Origin of the sequence: Immundisolibacter sp., assembly GCF_041601295.1 — a bacterium.
Classification (GTDB): Bacteria; Pseudomonadota; Gammaproteobacteria; order Immundisolibacterales; family Immundisolibacteraceae; genus Immundisolibacter.
Genome location: NZ_JBFIII010000059.1, coordinates 1 through 18,121 on the forward strand (window position 1 = coordinate 1; position 18,121 = coordinate 18,121).

17 protein-coding genes are annotated in these 18,121 nt (G+C 63.3%); 10 read left to right on the plus strand and 7 right to left on the minus strand.

The features are described 5' to 3' along the window. Nucleotides 1-416, minus strand: a 416-nt coding sequence (locus ABZF37_RS09070) for a DUF1329 domain-containing protein (protein WP_372719077.1), incomplete at its 3' end; no start/stop codon positions are given. 419 nt (nucleotides 417-835) lie between these two features. Then, the gene (locus tag ABZF37_RS09075; protein WP_372719079.1) at nucleotides 836-2,230 is read right to left on the minus strand and encodes a DUF1329 domain-containing protein; all 1,395 of its coding nucleotides are present in this window, start codon (nucleotides 2,228-2,230) and stop codon (nucleotides 836-838) included. A 397-nt stretch (nucleotides 2,231-2,627) separates the two neighbouring features. Here ABZF37_RS09075 and ABZF37_RS09080 point away from each other — a divergent pair, with 397 nt between their 5' ends. From ABZF37_RS09080 to ABZF37_RS09105, 6 genes are all read left to right on the plus strand, one after another. Then, complete coding sequence (locus tag ABZF37_RS09080) at nucleotides 2,628-3,956, plus strand: MFS transporter (protein ID WP_372719081.1); 1,329 nt, start codon at nucleotides 2,628-2,630, stop codon at nucleotides 3,954-3,956. Nucleotides 3,957-4,096: 140 nt separating this feature from the next. Then, the gene (locus tag ABZF37_RS09085) at nucleotides 4,097-4,969 is read left to right on the plus strand and encodes a xanthine dehydrogenase family protein subunit M (protein ID WP_372719083.1); all 873 of its coding nucleotides are present in this window, start codon (nucleotides 4,097-4,099) and stop codon (nucleotides 4,967-4,969) included. Between the two features lie 6 nt (nucleotides 4,970-4,975). Continuing rightward, nucleotides 4,976-5,455, plus strand: coding sequence for a (2Fe-2S)-binding protein (locus ABZF37_RS09090; RefSeq protein WP_372719085.1), 480 nt, complete (start codon nucleotides 4,976-4,978; stop codon nucleotides 5,453-5,455). Further along, the gene (locus tag ABZF37_RS09095; RefSeq protein WP_372719087.1) at nucleotides 5,455-7,773 is read left to right on the plus strand and encodes a xanthine dehydrogenase family protein molybdopterin-binding subunit; all 2,319 of its coding nucleotides are present in this window, start codon (nucleotides 5,455-5,457) and stop codon (nucleotides 7,771-7,773) included. The genes ABZF37_RS09090 and ABZF37_RS09095 overlap by 1 nt, the downstream gene beginning before the upstream one ends. Before the next feature lie 6 nt (nucleotides 7,774-7,779). Then, on the plus strand, nucleotides 7,780-8,046 hold the full coding sequence (locus ABZF37_RS09100) for a MoaD/ThiS family protein (protein ID WP_372719089.1): 267 nt from the start codon (nucleotides 7,780-7,782) through the stop codon (nucleotides 8,044-8,046). Beyond that, on the plus strand, nucleotides 8,012-8,704 hold the full coding sequence (locus tag ABZF37_RS09105) for a C40 family peptidase (RefSeq protein WP_372719091.1): 693 nt from the start codon (nucleotides 8,012-8,014) through the stop codon (nucleotides 8,702-8,704). Before ABZF37_RS09100 ends, ABZF37_RS09105 begins: the two co-directional genes overlap by 35 nt. Here the strand turns inward: ABZF37_RS09105 and ABZF37_RS09110 are convergent. Further along, nucleotides 8,605-10,596 (minus strand): putative bifunctional diguanylate cyclase/phosphodiesterase, encoded by a 1,992-nt coding sequence (locus tag ABZF37_RS09110; RefSeq protein WP_372719093.1) that lies wholly within the window; start codon nucleotides 10,594-10,596, stop codon nucleotides 8,605-8,607. The two genes, ABZF37_RS09105 and ABZF37_RS09110, sit on opposite strands and share 100 nt — an antisense overlap. A gap of 197 nt (nucleotides 10,597-10,793) precedes the next feature. Between ABZF37_RS09110 and ABZF37_RS09115 the strand changes: the two genes are divergently transcribed. Further along, the gene (locus ABZF37_RS09115) at nucleotides 10,794-11,639 is read left to right on the plus strand and encodes a thioesterase family protein (RefSeq protein ID WP_372719095.1); all 846 of its coding nucleotides are present in this window, start codon (nucleotides 10,794-10,796) and stop codon (nucleotides 11,637-11,639) included. A 12-nt stretch (nucleotides 11,640-11,651) separates the two neighbouring features. Here the strand turns inward: ABZF37_RS09115 and ABZF37_RS09120 are convergent, their stop codons facing one another. From ABZF37_RS09120 to ABZF37_RS09130, 3 genes are all read right to left on the minus strand, one after another. Next, nucleotides 11,652-12,986 (minus strand): L,D-transpeptidase family protein, encoded by a 1,335-nt coding sequence (locus ABZF37_RS09120; RefSeq protein ID WP_372719098.1) that lies wholly within the window; start codon nucleotides 12,984-12,986, stop codon nucleotides 11,652-11,654. Next, a complete protein-coding gene (locus ABZF37_RS09125; protein WP_372719100.1) occupies nucleotides 12,979-13,284 on the minus strand; it encodes a hypothetical protein in 306 nt (101 codons plus the stop codon). Before ABZF37_RS09125 ends, ABZF37_RS09120 begins: the two co-directional genes overlap by 8 nt. A gap of 169 nt (nucleotides 13,285-13,453) precedes the next feature. After that, nucleotides 13,454-14,323 carry an alpha/beta fold hydrolase gene (locus tag ABZF37_RS09130; RefSeq protein ID WP_372719102.1) on the minus strand — a complete coding sequence of 290 codons (870 nt, stop codon included), beginning with the start codon at nucleotides 14,321-14,323 and terminating at the stop codon, nucleotides 13,454-13,456. 167 nt (nucleotides 14,324-14,490) lie between these two features. On the opposite strand from ABZF37_RS09130, the gene ABZF37_RS09135 reads away from it, so the two are divergent. Beyond that, the gene (locus ABZF37_RS09135; protein WP_372719104.1) at nucleotides 14,491-16,110 is read left to right on the plus strand and encodes an AMP-binding protein; all 1,620 of its coding nucleotides are present in this window, start codon (nucleotides 14,491-14,493) and stop codon (nucleotides 16,108-16,110) included. Between the two features lie 7 nt (nucleotides 16,111-16,117). On the opposite strand, the gene ABZF37_RS09140 is transcribed toward ABZF37_RS09135, so the two are convergent. Then, complete coding sequence (locus ABZF37_RS09140; protein WP_372719106.1) at nucleotides 16,118-16,711, minus strand: DNA-3-methyladenine glycosylase I; 594 nt, start codon at nucleotides 16,709-16,711, stop codon at nucleotides 16,118-16,120. A gap of 134 nt (nucleotides 16,712-16,845) precedes the next feature. On the opposite strand from ABZF37_RS09140, the gene ABZF37_RS09145 reads away from it, so the two are divergent. Both ABZF37_RS09145 and ABZF37_RS09150 read left to right on the plus strand, forming a co-directional pair. Continuing rightward, the gene (locus tag ABZF37_RS09145) at nucleotides 16,846-17,103 is read left to right on the plus strand and encodes a hypothetical protein (protein WP_372719108.1); all 258 of its coding nucleotides are present in this window, start codon (nucleotides 16,846-16,848) and stop codon (nucleotides 17,101-17,103) included. 54 nt (nucleotides 17,104-17,157) lie between these two features. Further along, nucleotides 17,158-17,991: a DUF692 domain-containing protein gene (locus ABZF37_RS09150; protein WP_372719110.1), complete on the plus strand. Its 834-nt coding sequence runs from the start codon at nucleotides 17,158-17,160 to the stop codon at nucleotides 17,989-17,991. Nucleotides 17,992-18,121: the final 130 nt, after the last annotated feature.

Consider the following 18,121-nt stretch of genomic DNA (forward strand, 5'->3'; position numbering starts at 1 on the left):
GCGTTCCAGATCGAGTTCTCGTAGTGCCACTTCGGCAGGGAAGCGCTGCGGCGACTCGGATAGACGTGCATCTTGTACGTCTCCGGGTACTTTTTCATCATCGCGATCTGGCCCGCCGACAGCTTGTCAGCGTACTGCTCGTAATTCTGCGCGGTGATGGTGAACAGAATCTGATCATCGGCGTAGGGGTCGATGTACCAGCCGCCCTCCACGTAGCCGGCCGGCGGGGTCGTGATGCCGCCTTCCCAGGCCGGAATGGACCCGTCCGCATTGCCGGCACGAATAGCGCCCAGTGGCGTCAGTTCCGTGCCCTCGATACCCAGCTTGGCCGCCTCCTCGGGCGACACCTTGGCCACCGCAGTGGCGCTCAACACTATTCCAAAGGCCAGGAAAGCCCCCTTACTCCAATTACGCATCACAGCCCCTCCGCGCGGGAAACAAGCAATTCAGCGCCCCTGCGGGCACCTTGTGGTGCATCGGGTAATGCGAGCCATCCGTGGCTGGGGAGGCGGAGTCCTTCTAGAGTCCCTGGGATCGTCAACAAGACCTTGGCCGCGCCGTTAGGACGCGCAGCTAATGCCTCTTACAACAACCTCCCCACCCTCGACAACTCAATCCAACAGTTAGCGAGTGGCGATGCTGGCATCGACCGCGGCAACTGTCAAAGGATATTCCGGAGGTGGCACAGGTCGGGCGACGGCTTGGGCATGACAAGGCGCCATACCCTTGGCACATTTACTCAAGGGAAAAACTTACACCTGCCGTGCCCATACACCACTCAACCCACGCGTGATGCTGGCGCGGCATCAAAACTGCGCCAGCATCACCCGCGACCTTAGCGGACGCCCGATTTACGCAGACCGGCCGGTGTAAACAGCTCCGGATCCGGCCGTCCCTTCGCGGTAAAATCCGGCGGCGCGGCACTTCCCTTGGGGCCGACGTTGTAATAGGCGTTCAGCGCCGAATGCCGTCCGGATATCAGATCCGAATGATCGTCACCCCAGAAATACGGCATGGGCACGTTGTAGAAGTTCATGGAGTATTGCTCGGAAACACGCCATAACTCACCCTTCGCATCGTACATATCGCCCAGGGTGCCCAGCCAGCTGTCCTCGTCAAAATAGGCGAAACGATGCGGCGACAGGTGGCGAAGACCCGGCTTGAGGGTGGCCTCCAATACCCACATCCGGTGCAGCTCGTAGCGCTTCAAGTCTGAATTAACGTGCCCTTTCCGAACGATGTCGTCAAACGTCAGGCCGGGCTGGGAGATGGCGTAGCTGTTGTAGGGGACATACATTTCCTTGCGCTGCATTGGTGCGTATTCGTACCACTCTTCCGATCCAGTAGCCCAGAACATCCACCGGGAATCGGCGGTACGCAGACCATCCGAACCGGTGCCCGGGCTGTCGTAGAAGCCGATCTCCGGCGCCTTGCGCACCCGGCGCTGGCCCGGGATGTAGATGTAGGCGTCGAATTTCATATCCTCCAGATAAGTACAGGCGCTGAAAATCTGGCCCGCCGACCGCGGTGGCTCTATATCTTCCTGGCCGGCACAGAAGCCCGCACCGCCCATGCGGGTGAAACGTTCCTGTTTGGGCGCCTCGTCACCGGTCATCCACATGGGCATGAAAAAGAGATCACGCTTCAGGTGCCGGGCATAACCTCCGTCGGGAAACGCATTGAAGCCATGGCTCATCGCGGTGTACCACTTACCGGTAAAGAAGAAGGTGTGGTTCAGAATTGCCTCGCCGCCGGATTTCGGGATCGGGAAGAATGTTCCGGGTCGCCAGGAACCGGGCTGGATGCACCGCTCTTCCCGGTTCGGGCCACGCGAGGGATTGCAAAATTCGGTGTTGGACGCGTTCCAGATCGAGTTCTCGTAGTGCCACTTCGGCAGGGAAGCGCTGCGGCGACTCGGATAGACGTGCATCTTGTACGTCTCCGGGTATTTCTTCATCATCGCGATCTGGCCCGCCGACAGTTTGTCGGCATGCTGCTCGTAATTCTGCGCGGTGATGGTGAACAGAATCTGGTCATCGGCGTAGGGGTCGATGTACCAGCCGCCCTCCACGTAACCGGCCGGTGGTGTTTTGATGCCGCCTTCCCAGGCCGGAATGGACCCGTCCGCATTACCCGCACGGATAGCGCCCAGTGGCGTCAGTTCCGTGCCTTCGATGCCGAGCTTGGCCGCCTCCTCGGGCGACACCTTGGCCGCCGCAGTGGCGCTCAACACTATTCCAAAGGCCAGGAAAGCCCCCTTACTCCAATTACGCATCACAGCCCCTCCTCGCGGGAAACAAGCAATTCAGCGCCCCTGCGGGCACTTTGTGGTGCATCGGGTAATGCGAGCCATCCGTAGCTGGGGAGGCGTGGTCCTTATAGAGTCCTTGGGGTAGTCACAAGGCAGCGGCACGCACCGTTGTATGTCCCACCGTTACCCAAATCAGCCTCTCCCGCCCTCGACAAAGTCATCTTCGTTGTGTTGTGCAAGGTCGGGATGCTGGCATTGACAACCGTGCCTGTCAACGGACGTTCGGTTATGGCTTGCCGGACAGGTCGGGTGCCGGCGAAGTTTGGGTCCTCCGGCTGCTATGCTCGACCAAAAAACCTGCCTTGGGAGGGGAAGCATGGCTGTTGGCGCACGCCTGGATTTGCCGCAGTGGTTCGACCAGATCCGCTTTGGCGGCTACCAGATCCGAACCGTATTGCTGTGCTTTCTGGTGACTACTTTCGATGGCTTCGATACACAAGCCATTGCATTTGCCGGGCCAGCACTTGCGGACGCACTGGGCCTGGGAGCCAGGGGACTCGCTCCGATCGTCACCGCCGGCGTGGCCGGCATGGCGCTTGGCGCGATAACGTTCGGGGTTGCGGGCGACCGCTACGGGCGACGGGCGGCGATACTGCTGGCAACGGCCATGTTCGGCCTGTGCTCATTGCTGACAGCGTTCGCCGATAACTCGGCGCAACTTATGCTGCTCCGGTTTTTGACCGGCATCGGGATGGGCGGTGCCGTCCCCAATGTGTATACCCTGGCGTCGGAGTTCTCACCGACCCGCCACCGCGGCCTGATCATGCTGCTAGCAGGCCTAGGGCTGCCGGTTGGCGCCATCCTAGGCGGCCTGATTGCCGGCGTGATCATTCCGCTTTATGGGTGGCAGGGGATCTTCGCGCTCGGTGGCATCGCACCACTGTTGGCGCTACCGCTGCTGTGGCGGCTGTTCCCCGAGTCCCCATACTATCTCGCCCGTAATGATCAACAACAGCTGCTAAAACGACTGTTGGCGCGCGTGTCACCAAGCGCCCCGCCGCCAGAAGATGCCGTGTTCACGCTGCCGGAGGCGCCGACCCGGGTTGGCCCCGCCGCCCTGTTGGCGCCTGAACTGCGGCGCAACACGCTGGCCATCTGGGCTACCTATTTCTTCAACTGGGTCGCCTGGTTCAGCCTCGTGCTGTGGATACCATCCGTGTTGCACGCGGCCGGACTCGCCAAGGAACAGGCAGGCCTCGCGACGGTCACTCTCAACGGCGCGGCCTTGATCTTCATCCTGCCGCTGGCCTGGATGTTGCCCAGGCTGGCGGTGCGCCAGGTCATCTTGCTACTGCTCGCTGGCGCGCTGGTGGTGTCCCTGCTGCTGGCCGGCGCTGGTGACAATTGGCCGCTGGTATTCGTCTTGATCGCGCTGAGCGGATTGTTCGTTGGCGGGCCGCAAATCGCACTCAACTATCTTGCTGTCTCGATCTACCCGACCGGCGTGCGGGCCACTGGCGTTGGTTGGGCCATCGGCATGGGCCGGCTCGGTACCGTGGTCGGCGGCGCGGCCGGTGGCCTGGTGCTCGCGGATTACGGACCGCGTGGTTTCTTCCTCGCCCTGGCGCTGCCGCTGCTGCTCGCAGCCCTGTCCGCGATGATGGTCCGCCCGGCCAATGACGGACTATCTGCGGCTACCCGGTGACAGAAGCGCCGACTAGTTGCTAGAGTCACCCGTTCGGGCACGATGCGGCTCCCTGCCGGCCCGCCTGGCATGTACTTAAAACAACATCCCGCGCTTGTCGCGGGGTCCCGTCCCTTTATGGAGAAGGAGTTCTAACGCCTATGCATTACTTCGACTATGCAGCGCCCACGTCACTGGGCGAAGCGGTCAAGCTCCTGGCGGGCGCGCGCGGGGATGCTCGCATCCTTGCCGGGGGCACTGATCTCATCGTCAACATGCGCGTTGGCCGCCGCAAACCTGGCCTGGTTGTTGACGGCAAACACATCCCGGAATTGAACGAGCTGTCGCTGAAGACGGGCGGTTTGACCATAGGCGCCGCGGTGTCCTGTCGGCGGATCTGGGAACACGCCGAAATCGCCAAGCGCTTTCCGGCGTTGATCGATTCGGCAAGCCTGATCGGCAGCGTGCACATCCAGGGCCGCGCCACGGTAGGCGGAAACCTGTGCAACGCCGCGCCCAGTGGCGACACTATTCCGGTACTGATCGCGCTCGGTGCTGTCGCCAAGATCATGGGTCCGAAGGGCACCCGCGAGGTAGCCGCAGAAGACATATGCGTAGCACCCGGCAAGACATCCCTGGCGGATGACGAACTGCTTGTAAGCGTATTCATTCCGGCCCCTGCGGCCAACAGCGGTGCCTTTTACCTGCGCTTCATCCCCCGCAACGAGATGGACATCGCGATCGCCGGCACAGGCGTGAGCGTCGTGCTCGATGCAGGCAAAAAGAACTTCGTGTCGGCCCGCATTTCGCTTGCGTCCGTCGGCCCGACACCGATCTTTGCCCGCGAGGCCGGCGCGCTGCTGGCCGGCAAGCCGGTCGGCGAAGACAGCATTCAACTCGCTGCCGACGCGGCGCAGGCCGTTGCCAAACCGATAACCGACATGCGCGGCACAGTCGAGCAGCGCAAACATCTGGTCAAGGTGCTCACCACCCGCGCACTGCGCGCGGCGGTCGAACGCGCGAAGGGAGCTTGAGAAACCATGGCGAAAAAAACCCACGTAGAAACAACCCTCAATGGCGATGCCCGGGAATTCCTGGTTGAGCCGCGGCAGAGTCTGCTTGAGACCCTGCGCGACGTACTGCAACTGACCGGTACCAAGGAAGGCTGTAACGACGGCAACTGCGGCGCTTGCAGCGTGCTGATGGACGGTGTGCTGGTGAATTCCTGCTGCGTGCTGGGCGTCGAGGCTCAGGGACGCACCGTAGAAACCATCGAAGGCATGGGCACCACCGATAATTTGCACCCATTGCAGCAGGCGTTTATCGAAGAGACCGGCATGCAGTGCGGCATTTGCACCCCCGGCTTCCTGATCGCGTCCAAGGCGCTGCTGCAGAAAACCCCAAATCCAACCGAGGACGAGGTTCGCCTGTGGTTGGCCGGCAACCTGTGTCGCTGCACCGGCTATGACAAGCTGGTACGAGCGGTCCTTAAAGCTAGCAAGGCAATGGAGGCTGCGTAATGAATATGGAACCCGAATACAAACCCCGTAAATGGCGCGTGCTGGGCACCACACCGGCTCGTCGCGACGGTATCGACAAGGTTACCGGGCAGGCCAAGTTCGGCGACGATGTACACCTGCCGGACATGCTGCACGGCAAGGTCGTGCGCAGCCCGCATCCGCACGCCCGCATCAAGAGCATTGACATCAGCAAGGCGATGGCGGTGCCGGGCGTCAAGGCGGTCATCACCGGCGCCGATTTTCCGCCGCTGAACCAGGCCGTCGTTGCGGCCGGCGAAGGTGGCAGCGTCAGCATGCAGGACATTGCCGACAACTGCATCGCCAAGCACACCGTGTTCTATGACGGCCACGCCGTGGCCGCCGTGGCCGCCGAGAATCCCCACGTGGCCGAAGAAGCCGCTGCGCTGGTTGAAGTCGAGTACGAAATCCTGCCGTTCGTTCAGGACGTGCGCGAAGCCGTCAAGGACGGCGCCGTGGTGCTGCATGAGGACTTCGTGCCGGGCGCGTTCCTGTTCCCGACCCAGAAGGCCCTGCCCAACGCCGGGCGCCTGCAGCTGGCTGTCGGTGACGTCGAGCAGGGCTTCAAGGATGCCGACATCGTGGTCGAGCGGGAGTACACCACCGCCACCGTGCATCAGGGCTATATCGAGTCACACATCACCACCTGCCGCTGGGACAGCGAGGATCACCTGACAGTGTGGACGACCACCCAGGGTGCGTTCGCCATTCGCGATTTTCTGGCCTCGATCCTGAACATGCAGTTGTCGAATATCCGCGTCATCCCGATGGAAATCGGCGGCGGCTTCGGCGGCAAGGACGTGGTCTATCTGGATCCGCTTGCGGCGCTGCTGGCCAAGAAGACCGGCCGGCCCGTGAAAATGGCCATGAGCCGCGCTGAAGTGCTCAAGGCCACTGGCCCGAGTTCTGGCATCTACGCCAAGGTCAAAATCGGCTGCAAAAAGGACGGCACGCTGATGGCCGCGGATCTATACCTGCTGTTCGAGGCCGGCGCCTACCCCGGCGGTCCGATAGCGCCTGGTGCCCTGTGCGCTCTGACGCGCTACCAGATCCCGAACGTCGTCATCGACGGCTACGACGTGATGGTGAACAAGCCCAAGATCAAGCCGTATCGTGCGCCCGGCGCCACGCAGTCGAACTTCATCGTCGAGACGGTGATCGACGAACTGGCCGAGAAGTGCGGCATGGACCCGATCGATTTTCGCCTCAAGAACGCCACGGTTGCGGGTGACGTGCTGATCGTTGGCATGCCGGTACCGCCTATCGGTACGGTCGAGATGCTGCAGGCGGTCAAGAAACACCCGCACTACACGGCGCCGCTGGGCGGGCCTAACCGCGGGCGCGGCGTATCGTACGCATTCTGGTTCGGCGCCGGCCTGACCTCCAGCTGCGAACTGCATATCAATGCCGATGGCACGGTGAACCTGGCTACCGGTTCGGCGGACCTTTCTGGAACCCGCATGACCCTTGCCATGCAGGCCGCCGAAGCGCTGGGTGTGCCGCTCGGCGACATCAGCTCCAGCGTGTCCGATACCGACTCCATCGGCTACACCTTCCAGTCGGTCGGCAGCCGCACCACGTTTGCCACCGGCTACGCCATCATCAAGGCTGCCGAGATCATTCTGGACAGGATGAAGCAGCGTGTCGCAATGATCTGGGAAACCGACGTAGCCAACGTCGACTGCACGGCAGAGGTGGCCGGCATAGCCGATTTCGTTGACCGCAACGATCCACACCGGCGTATGCATTTCAAGGAAGTGGCCGCTCGCATGGACGAGACCGGTGGTCCGATTTCGGCTGATTTCACGGCTAACCCACACGGTGTCGGCTTCCAGATTGCCGCGAACATTTGCGACGTGGAAGTGGATCCGGAAACCGGCAAGGTGCAGATTTTGCGCTTCACGGCATTCCAGGACGTTGGCAAAGCGGTCCACCCCGATTACGTCGCAGGTCAGATGCAGGGCGGGGTAGTACAGGGTCTCGGCTGGGCGCTCAACGAAGAGTACTGGTACAACAAGGAAGGCCGTCTGGCCAACGCCAGTCTGCTCGACTATCGCATGCCGACCTCCCTGGACCTCCCGATGATCGATACGGTGATCCTGGAGACACCCAATCCTGGCCATCCATTCGGTATCCGCGGTGCCGGGGAGGTACCGATCGTGCCACCGCCGGCGGCCGTGGCTAACGCCATTAAGAACGCCGTCGGCGTGCGTATGAACCGCCTGCCGATGTCCCCCGGCGCGGTACTGGAGGCTCTCTGGGCCAAGGAAGGCAAGCCTGCTTCCGTGAAAGTAGCCTGAGGCCTAATGGCAAACGTCTGGATCCCCGCCACCATGCAACACCTTACCGGTGGCGAGGCGGTGGTCCAGGCGTCCGGGCAGACCGTTCGAGAGCTCTTGGCCCGACTCGAACAACGCTATCCTGGCCTGCAATCGGCCATCGTGCAGGACGATGGCCGACTGCGACCGGGCGTGGCCGTTGCTGTCGACGGCTACGTCACGAGCCTTGGCTTGTACCAGCGGCTGACTGACGGCAGCGATGTTCAGTTTGTGCCTGCCATCGGTGGTGGCTGAGCCGCTCGTCACCCCAGGTCCGCGCCAGACCGTCGCGTCCGGCATCAAAGCCAGCGGCCCGGCCTGGTGGCGATTACCCGCTCTGCGTTCAGGCCTGCTGGCCTGCGGCTTATCCCTTGTGGCATGCAGCCATGCGCCGCCGCAAGCTGTGCCTGCACTGCCGGAACCTGCGGCGCAGGATACGCAGGATAATCGTCTGGTAGCCGAGATAGCCGCGTCCCTGGCTGGCACACCCTATCGCTACGGAAGCGACAGCCCAGCCACAGGTTTGGACTGTAGCGGACTGGTGCGTTACTGCTATCAGTTGCTAGGGATCGAGTTACCGCGCAGCGTCAACGAGCAGCTGCATATGACCGAACCGGTGGCGCTCGACGCGCTTGAGATCGGCGACCTGGTGTTTTTCCGACTGGGCAATAAGGTCAGCCACGTCGGTGTCTATTACGGCGCCAACGAGTTTGTGCATGCCCCATCCACGGGGAAAGCGGTCATGCGCAGCCGGCTAGACGAGCCCTACTGGCGATCGCGACTGGTTTCGGCGGGGCGGCCTCGGGCGGCGATTTATTTCAGCGGCGCCACCAGCCCGTCCAACAGCTCAGGCGTCTTGACCAGGGACGGAAAATCAGCCGCCGGGACCGGCGCGCTCAGCAAAAATCCCTGACAGTAGTCGCAGCCTCGCTCGCGCAGGAAGGCCAGTTGCGCGGCGTTCTCCACGCCCTCGGCTACAACAGACAGATTGAACGTGCGGCCGATGGAGATCAGTGCCTCGGTCAGTTGCGCGCTCAGCACATCGTCCGGCAGGCCCGCCACCAGGCTGCTGTCCAGTTTAAGACTGCGGATCGGCAGGCTGCTTAAATTGCGCAATGACAGCAGGCCCTGGCTGACATCGTCCACCGCGATATACATATCGGTCGCGGCGGTAATGTCGCCAAGCGCACGTCCGAGCTCCTGCGCCATCACGCGCTCGCTGATTTCAAGCCGCACCGATTTGCTGGTAAGGCCGTGACTGTGCAGGATGCGCCTGAAACGACCAGCGAAATCCGCTCGTCGCAACTGCGTCGCCGACAGGTTGGCACAGACAAAAAAGTCCTCTCCGAGCACCCAGCGCCATTGCGCCAGTTGGCGGCAGATCTGGTCGAACACCCAGTCACCGATGCCAACAATCAGGCCGGTGGTTTCCGCGACGTCCAGGAACTCCATTGGGTGCAAGGTGCCAACCCCCGGCCGGTTCCAGCGCAAAAGCGCCTCTGCACCAACGATCTGCCCACGTTTCAGGTCGAGCACGGGTTGGTACAACAGGTGTAACTCATCGCGCAGCAAGGCAACCTGCAAGCCGTCGGCAATATCCTGCCGATGCTGAGAAATCGTGTCGGCATGACTCGTGGCCAGGCTGTAACCATCGCGACCGTTACGCTTGGCCTCGTACATCGCCTCATCGGCCGCGCGCAGCAAGCCCTCGCTGTCGCTCGCGTGATCAGGATAGACGGCCACGCCGACACTGGCGCCAACCCGCACCGTACGGCCCGCGGCGCGCAGCGGGCTTGCCAGCGCCGCTAACACGCGTTCGGCGATGCGGGCCTCGAAGCCCGGAGGAAAACTTTCGGCAACCATGACCAGTTCGTCACCACCCATTCGGGACAGCAACTCACCGGCACGGCAAATGCCCGTCAGGCGCTGCGCCACGGCAACGAGCAAGGCATCGCCCACCTCGTGGCCATACATGTCGTTGATCTGCTTGAAGCCATCGAGGTCGACATACAGTACCGCCACCCGTCCGGCGTCGCGGTCAGCCCGTGCCAGTGCGGAGCTCAGTTCCTGCCATAAACGCTGGGGATTCGCCAGTCCGGTCAACGGGTCATGTTCGGCCCGAAATGCCAGCGCCTGCGCCGCAACGCGTTGCTCAGTGACGTCGCGCAGGGTTACTACCGCAGCGGCGCCAGTATCGGACAGTGATTGCTTACGCCACTCAAGTACCCGGCCGCCCGCTGACGTCCATTCGTGCTGCCCCCGTTCGTTGACCGTCAACTCCAGGGGCTCTGCGCGAAGTTCGGCAGTTTGCTTCCCCAGCAGCCGCAGCGCGGCCGGATTGCTGGCCTGGACGCTACCCATGGCATCGAGCAGCAGCATCCCGTCCGGGCTGGCGAAAAACATGCTGCCGAGCCGCGCCTGCCACATCGCGGCCAGCAGGTCGCCACCGGTAAAACTGCGTCGCAGCAACACCGCGGCAATGGGCATGCCGCACTCGAGCACTTCGGCCTCGTCCGGTGACTCATCCAGCACCAGCAGTAACGCTAGTTCGGGAGGCAGATTGGCCGCGCCAGACTGCGACCACTGCTGCGCCAGACTGGCCAGCGACGATCCGGCGATCAGGGCAAAGTCAAAGTGACTGTCTTCCAGAGCGGGCTTCAGCTCGTCCAGGTTCGAGACTGGCCGGACATCCAGATCCACACCGGCGAGCGCCAGTACCCGATCGGTCAGGCTGTCCTCGTACCGGGCAGCCATATCCAGCAGGAGTACCCGCCAGTGGTATCGAGACGCCTGTTGTAGAGACAAACTACGTCCTCATCGCACCCGGGACTCTGCCCGGACCATCAAACCCTGAGACCCACAAACTACAAGCGTGCGCCGCGTCGTCGCGCCAATGTGGCACCACGCTGGCACAATGCGCGGGCATTATCGAATACACCAACTTGCCGCCATCGGTCGCAAGGACAGGCTACAGACCAAACATCCAAAGGAGCAGCCCGCCGATGCCCACGGCCCCCGCCAGTCGATTTCAACAAGATATCTATCTAGCCGCCGCTGGCGAGGGGCGTTTCCATGGCGAACTGTCGTCCGCCTGGAGCATTGGCCCCATCCCCAACGGCGGATATGTCATGGCCGTGGCATGCAATGCACTGGCCATGGCACTGGACTGCCCACACCAGGCCAGCATCACGGGTCACTACGTGCAGCCCACCGAAGCAGGCCCTGTGCAGATTGAAACCGAGGTGATCCGTCGCGGCCGTCGCCTGTCCACGGGCGTAGCGAAGCTGATCCAGGGTGGCGTGGAACGCGCGCGTTTCGTTGGAACCTTCACCGACCTGGCACTCAGTTCGGGCGTCGACCTTCATACAGTATCACCGCCTGAGATCTCAGACATCAGCCAATGTGTACCTATGGCCGAGCTGTCGCCGAGACCAACTGCCATTCATGAGCACCTGCTGGCGCGACTCGACCCCGCGTCGGCCACTCACTGGCAACGCGGCCATCCGGACGCGCCCACTGAGCTTTGTGCCTGGCTGGGTTTCGCGGACGGTGGTCAGATTGATGTGTTCTCGCTGCCGCTGTTTGCTGACGCGCAGCCGCCACCCCTGTTCCGGCGTATTGGCTTTGGTGGCTGGGTGCCGACCGTAGAGCTGACCGTGCATGTGCACCGAAAGCCGGCGCCCGGCCTGTTGCGCGCCCGCTTCGTCACGCACCACGTCACCGCCGGCTTACTGCACGAAGATGGCGAGCTGTGGGACAGTGCCGGGCACTTGGTGGCCCTGTCGCGTCAGCTGGCGATGGTCGTTAGCCCGCCGACGCGCCGCAACAACGGCGCCCCGGCCGATTGAGAACCGCCGCGACTAGGCTCCTGTATTCGCTGGCGCTTTGAGCTCGCCGCGCAAGCCGAGTTCGATTTCTATCCGGCGCGCCACACGCTCGGCTTCGTCGCGATCACCGAAAGGCCCCGCCGTTACCTGGTGGCGGCCGGCAAACCGATCACGCCTGGCCGGCACTGGCGGCCCCAGGTGGCGTAGCTGCGCCACCAGCTTTTGCGCGTTGTTCTCACCACGGTAACCGCCAAGGTCGAGGTACCAGCCATACTTGGGCCGTGTAGGCGACGGTAGCGCACTGCGCACCGGCGGCTTGTGACGCGGCACGCGGGCAAGGTAAGTGGTCTTGTCCGGTGCCTCGCGCAGGATTGGCAGCGGATACCCAGGCTGCGCCAGTACGTACGAACGCACGCGACCCCAATCAACAGCTTCATCGTTGCGACCGCGACTGGCAAGGGCCTTGCGGATGGCGACTGCCGCAACCGCCTCGCGCTCGCTGGCGCTCGCAGCGTGTTCTTCGAGCGCCCGGTGTACTTCAAGCAGCAGTTCATCGCCCTGCCAACCGGCCAGAATCGGCTGATTGACCACCGTAACCGCGCTGCCGGTGTTGGCTTCGTCAAACAGCCGGGTAATGTCTTCCGGGTACAACTGCAGGCAGCCGTGGGTGACCCGCAGACCGGTACCAGCTGGCTTGTTGGTGCTATGGATGATGTAAGTCGGCCAACCAAGGTCCAGTACGTGGGTGCCGATGGGGTTGTCGGGTCCGCCGGGCACCAGGGCCGGCAGCGGGTCGCCGCGCATGGCGTGCGCTCGACGCACCGAAGCCGGCACACGCCAGTCCGGATACGCCCGTTTGCGGGTGACGCGGGTGCTGCCCAGTGGCGTCGGGTACTCCTCGCGCCCGATGCCAATGGGGTAGCTCACCACCCGGCGCCGCCCCATGGCATCCGCCGGCAGGAAATGAAACAGCCGTCGCGCCGCCACATTGGCCACCAGACCATAGTGCGGAGCGGTGGGCAGGATCTGCGCGACCGGCAGCACGACCTGACGGCCATCGCCGGGGACCCACACATCAACGCCCGGATTAGCCCACTCGATCTCGTCATAGCCCAGGTGAAAGCGGCGTCCGATATCGAGCAAGGTCTCGTCACCCCGCACGCGGGTGACCTGGGTCAGCCCCAATACCTGCTGCCCTGGCGCCAGTTCATAGACCAGCTGCGGACCCGGAGACGCCGCCCGCGGCGGTATCACAACCTTCGGTGGCGGCGCGGGCGGCAGTGGCACCACCGGCTCTTTCATGCAGCCGGCAAGCAGCAGTGAGACAAGCAGCCAGCCCAGCACCGATCGGTGCATGTCCTTAGGCATTGCCAACGTTACGGTCAAAAGGTGAGTGGAAATAGGTGCTCTCCTCAGCCGATTCGCGCACTTCGTCCACTAACTGCTGTAGGCGCAGTTCGGCGGTTGCCATCTCGGCACACGAGCGGCACGACGGGTCAGCGCAGGGTTGATGGGTGTAAAGCCAGAAATGGACGACGCCCGACAGCATCCCGGAAGCGATCTCCCAAGCGTCGGCATCGGGATTCGCGTCGAGGATTTCGTTGCCCAACGCGACGGCGCGATCGGCAACTTCATCAAAAAGGGAGTCGGTCTCGGCAGAACTCATAGGAGTAGCCCTCACGGGCGTAGCAATACAGCTGTGCATTCTAGCCCCGCTGGTCGTCGGCAGCCGCGTCGCGGGCAACGCCACCGGCAAATCGCCACCACGCTCGGCGCTGTACCCCCTATGTGTCAGCTCGCCCATTGGCCCCTGGCAGGTCCGCGCAGTGCTGCGGTTAACCCCGCAGAAAATCCAGATGAAGGCGGTTGAACAGCTCCGGCTCTTCCCACTGCGGCCAGTGCGCGCTTTCTTCCAGCACCACCAGGCGCGCGTCCGGGATATGGCGCATGGCTTCCTCGGCCAGTTCCACGGGTTGCCCGGGGTTATGCCTCGTCCACAGCACCAGCGTCGGGCAACCAATGTCCTTCATCAGGTCCGGTCGCATCCACTGCGCGGTCCAGGCATCGTCCACCACGCGGCCCAGCGTCGACACGGCAATCTTGCCCATGTGCGGCTGCATGCCAGGCTGCGCGTAGATGGCGTAGCGGATCGCCACCACCTCGTCGGTGAGGGTCTTCTCCGGTTCGGCCATCAGCCAGGCCATACGCGCCCGCACCGCCTCCATGGTGAGGTTGCCGGCGGCCTTCTTGGACCGCTCCAGCGCGTCGATCAGTTCCTGCTTGCCCTTGGCGTTGGGAGGCGCCAGGATGCCTGTGTTGAGCACCAGCTTTTTTACCCGTTGCGGCTGGCGAATGGCGGTCCAGGCAGAGACCATGGCACCCAGCGACTCACCGGACAGGCACGCGCTGTCAGCGCCGATGGCGTCCATGAAAGCCAGCAGATGGTCCGACCACACCTCCATGGTGTAATCGCCGTCGTAGTGGTCCGTGTAACCATGTCCCAGCATATCGATGGCATACACATGAAAGTGTTTGGCATGCTCGGCGATATTGCGCATATAGGCCTCGGCGTGACCGCCGGTGCCGTGCAGAAAAATCAGTGGTGGGCCGTCACCAGCCTCGATAGCGCGCGTGCGGTATGCGCCGGCCTGGTAGTAGGTTTGCCGGAACGGTACACCCAGCATTTCGACCCAAACAGTGCTCATGTTCTGCTCCTGTTGAAATTATCTTTAAATTTAATGCGGCCAAGGGTCAGCACAGCAAGCCGACAAACGGTTGCCCAAGGGTACCGAGGCAGTTTAGCAGCCCGCGGGGGCTGGTCTGTCAGCGCCCGCCGGCGCATTTGACAACGACACAATCGGGGAGCAGAACCATGGAGCCTTTGCTGGTCAAGCACATCGTCGAACGCGCCGCTGTTTGTTTCCCGCAACGGGAAATCGTGGCCCGCGGCGCCAACGACACTCGCTTTGTATATTCCTACGCCGCGTTCTACGGTCGCCTGCAGCGTGCCGCCCACCTCCTGGACCGGCTGGGCGCCAGTCGCGGCCAGACCGTCGGTGTGCTCGGCTGGAACACCCACCGACACCTTGAGCTCGATTACGCCGCCATCTGCAAGGGTGCGATTTACCTCGGCCTGAATTTCCGGCTCGACGTCGAAGCCCTGGTCTACACCTGCAATCTGGCACAAGTACGCGTACTGGCCGTGGACCCCGAGCTGCTGCCGCTGGCCGAGGCGCTGGTCGCCGCCGGAGCCAACACCATCGGCGCCTTTGTGCTGCTGGGCGATGACACCGAATTGCCCCGGACTGCACTGGCGCCCCTGCACCGCTATGAGGAGTTACTCGCCCAGGCGCCACCGGAATATGCCTTTCCGGATGACATCGACGAGAACGCCACGGTCTGCGTGAGCTTTACCGGCGGTACCACTGGCCGACCCAAGGGCTGTCCGTACTCCAATCGCTTTCTGGTACTGCGGGCACTCACGCGCCAGTCAGCACAGTCGCTTGGGCCCTATCGCGGCGACGATGTGCTGCTGGTGATCCCACCGATGTTTCACGCCCACGCCTTCAATCTGCCGATGGACGGCATGATCGCGGGCGCCAAACTGGTGTTGCCCGGCGTACACCCGGACGGCCACGTGGTCGCCCGACTGATCGCCGACGAGCGCGTCACGCGCCTGATGGCCAACCCGGTGCTGGGCAAGCTGGTGCTGGCGGCTGCGGCCGAGCGTGATCACGACCTGTCCAGCCTGCGCTACGTCGGCTTTGGTGGCGACATCGTGCCGCGCGACATGGCGCAGCGGTTCCTGGCCATGGGTGTGAAACTGCGTTGTGGCGGGCACGGTATGGCCGAGTCGCTCGCCGACCACACGGCGGCGTTTTACGAGGAACTGGCCGGCCCCGACCCCGCGTCGGCCTTCGCGCGCATGCTCGACGAAAACTCCGGCTTGCCGATTGTTGGCGCGCAAGTGCGCATCATTCGCGAAGATGGCGCCGCGGTCGCCGCCGACGGCGTTGAAACCGGCGAGATCCAGCTCAAGGGCTGGCATGTGATCGCCGAGTACTTTCGCGATGCTGCCAATACCGAAGCGCTATTCACCTCGGACGGCTGGCTGCGCACTGGCGATGTGGGCGTACGCTTTGCCGACTCCAGCATCGCCTTCGTCGGGCGCACCAAGGACATGATCAAGTCCGGCGGGGAATGGATACCGGCGCTTACCCTGGAGCATGCCCTGTCCGAGCACCCGGCAGTGGCCGAGGCCTGCGTCATCGGCGTGCCGCACCCGACCTATGGCGAGCGGCCTCTGGCGCTGGTTACCGCCCGACCCAACCAGTCACTTGACCCGGCAGCGTTGCGTGACCACTTGGCCGCCCAGTTGCCCCGCTGGATGCTGCCCGAATGCCTGCTGCTCGACGACATTGCCAAAACGACCGTCGGCAAGTTCAACAAAACCCTGTTGCGCGAGCGCTATCGCGGTCATTACGCTCCGTGACTCGCCCTTAATCCCTGGCCAGCGCCGCCCAGCGCGGACAGCTTTGCAGGTGGTCGTTTACCAGGCCGACCGCCTGCATGTAGGCGTAACAGATCGTGCTGCCCACGAACTTGAAGCCGCGACGTCTAAGGTCCGCGCTGAGCGCATCGGACAACGCCGTACGGGCTGGCACCTGGGACATCTCCTGCCACAGGTTGTGGCGCGGTTGGCCATCGACCCACTGCCACAGGTAGCGGTCGAAGCTGCCGAACTCCCGTTGTACTGCCAGAAAGGCCCGCGCATTGCCGATTGAGGCGTCGATCTTCAGCCGATTGCGCACAATACCTGCGTCCGCAATCAGTCGTGCCCGGTCGGCATCGTCGAAAGCCGCCACGCGGGCCACATCGAACTCACGATACGCGGCCCGGTAGGCTGGCCGCTTGTTCAGGATGGTCGACCAGGACAGGCCGGCCTGCGCGCCTTCAAGAATCAGCAACTCGAACAGCTCCCGGTCGTCATGCTGGGGCACGCCCCATTCATGGTCGTGATAAGCGATGTCGAGTTCGGTGCGCGCCCATGGGCAATGGACTGCGGCGATCGTTTGCGAAGAGCTGGCGTTCATCAAGCCGTCCTAATAATCGGGCAACGTGTAACAAGCGTCCGTCGGTGACGTCATAAGCACTGGCCGCAGCAATCGTTGCGGCCGACAGTCGCCCGCCGGGCGGCTGGGTTATCCACTCGGTTCAGGAGCACACAATGGCCAATGCTAAATCCTCAGGGCTGGTGATCGCGGGCGCGGTCGCGGCGCTGTTCACCGCCGGCTCGCTGGCACCCGTAACCGCACAGGCCGAAGAAGCGCAAGTGCATTGCATGGGCGTCAACGCTTGCAAGGGACAAGCAGATTGCAAGACCGCGCAGAACGCCTGCAAGGGCCAGAACTCGTGCAAGGGCAAGGGCTTCAAGGCAATGTCCGAAGAAGACTGCACGGCCGCTGGCGGCACCGCCGGCGAATAACCCGACCCCACGCCGGGCCAGCAGACTGGCCCGGCCTTTCTCTGGAGTTCCGCTGTGCACCCGCTACCCAGCCTCGGCTTCGGACTAGGCCTGCGCAAGGAGCATTTCGCCGATGTGCTGGCTGCGCCGCCAGCCGGGGTGGACTGGTTCGAGGTCATCTCGGAGAACTTCATGGTGGCTGGCGGCAAGCCACTGGCGGTGCTGAACCAGGTGCGACGCGACTTCCCTCTAGTGCTGCACGGCGTGTCACTGTCCATCGGTGGCGTGGACGCGCTTGACGAAGCTTACCTGGATAGGCTCGCCACGCTGATCGCGCGGGTCGAGCCAGCCTGGGTTTCCGACCACCTTTGCTGGACCGGTGTCGATGGCATCAACCTGCACGATCTGATGCCCCTGCCTTACACCGAGGAGTGCCTCGCCCACGTCGCCGCGCGGGTGCTGCGCGTGCAGGAGCACCTTGGCCGACGCCTGCTGCTCGAAAATCCCTCGACCTATCTGGCCGCCAGCCACAACCGCCTGAGCGAGTGGGACTACCTCGCAGCGCTGGCCGAGCGCGCCGATTGCCTGCTGTTGCTGGACGTGAACAACGTCTACGTGTCCGCCTGCAACCACGGCTTTGATCCGAACCGGTACTTGGCCGGCATACCGCCAGCGCGGGTGGCCCAGCTACACATCGCCGGCCACCGGGATCATGGCAGCCACAAGATCGATACTCACGACGAACCGGTGTGCGAGGCCGTGTGGGCGCTGTACGCGACGGCGATGCAGCGCTTCCCCAACGCAGCCACGCTGCTGGAGCGCGACGACCGCATTCCACCATTACCCGAGCTGGTGGAAGAACTCGCCCAGGCCCGAGCCATTGCCGCCGCCACCCAGGCCGCGGCATGACCGCGCTGGCAACGTTCCAGCGCGCACTGGCCGCGCATGTACTCGACGGCACAGCGCCTGCTGCCGGCCTGATCGACGGGGGTGCGCATTTTTCCGTCGCGCAACGACTGGCGGTGTACCACCAGGCCTA